This window comes from Nocardioides pakistanensis (assembly GCF_054781215.1).
The window spans coordinates 1-1,211 of the sequence record NZ_BAAGUV010000093.1; the positions used below are offsets into that span (position 1 = coordinate 1).

2 protein-coding genes are annotated in these 1,211 nt (G+C 69.6%); both read right to left on the reverse strand.

Annotated elements, in window-relative coordinates; genetic code table 11:
* The coding region (locus ACYVIH_RS22860; protein ID WP_460871845.1) for a transposase at positions 1-892 on the reverse strand (892 nt) is incomplete at its 3' end.
* The coding region (locus ACYVIH_RS22865; RefSeq protein ID WP_460871846.1) for a transposase at positions 889-1,211 on the reverse strand (323 nt) is incomplete at its 5' end. The genes ACYVIH_RS22860 and ACYVIH_RS22865, both read right to left, overlap by 4 nt.

Sequence of the window (1,211 nt, forward strand, 5' to 3'; positions counted from 1 at the left end):
CACCGGTGTGGACGTCGTAGGGCCGGTTCCAGGACAGGAACTCGTGGGGCCGGACCTTGTTGTACTCGATCCGGTAGGCCTCGGCGAGGGCCTGCAGCTCGATGCCGTCGGCGATCTCGTCGAGGAACAGCTTCTCGTACTTCAGCGTGCCGAATCCGCGCTCGCGTGACCCGTTCTGCCCCGGCGACCTCACCCGGGTGCGGACGTGGTGCAGGTCGGGGCGGTCGATGAACCTGGCGAACCGGTCGGACCGGAACGGGCCGCCGTTGTCGGTCACGATCGTGACCTTCCGCCCGACCAGCTCCCCGGTCGCTGGGTCGGCCATCGATTCCAGCAGCGTGCGGCCGAGCAGTGACTCGGCCTCGACGATGGCCAGCTCGATCGCCGCGATCGCGTCGTGCTGGTTCGCGGTCGGGCTGATGTGCCAGCCCAGCTCGTACTTCGACCAGTAGTCGCGACACGCCGCGATGCGCCACGTCCCGCCCCGGGTGGTCTCGATCTCGGTGAAGTCCAGCTGCCACACGTGGTTGGGTGCCGTGGGCGGGTCGGCGAACGCAGCCTTCCTCGCCTGCGCCAGCTGACGGCGCTCGGCCTGGTAGCGCGGGGAGAGGATCAGCCCTTCCTCGCGCAGGATCCGCAGCACCGTCGACTGCGACACCACACGGCCGTCGTGGCGCACCATCGCCCAGATCTTGCGGTGGCCCCAGGCTGGATGCTCCAGCGCGTGCTTGAGGACGAGCTCGCGCACCGGCGTCCGTGCTGGCTGGGGCCACGGCCCCTTCGTGGGCTGCTCCCGGCGGGCGCGGGCCTGCCAGCGTCGCCAGGTCCGTTCCGGGATGCCGAACTTCTCGCACCACCTCGTGGTCGGCATCCCGGCCTCGGCGCGGATCACCTCGAGGTCTTCGAAGGGCCCAGTCGGCCCTCCGCACTCTTCTTCCAGACCCGTATCTCGATCGCGGCCTCGCCCAGCGCCTGGGTCAGGTCAGCGACCTCGGCCTCGAGCTGCTGCTCTCTGGTCGTCGGGCCCGACTTCCCCGCGATCAGCCCCTGCTTCCCGGCCTCGAGGAACTCCGCCTTCCACCGGCCGATCGACTGCTCGGAGATCTTCTCCCGCCGTGCGGCCTCGGCGATCGTGACCTCGCCAGCCAGCACGCTCAACACGATCCGCAGCTTCTTCTCCGCCGGGATCACAGGTGGTCTACCCATCGTGC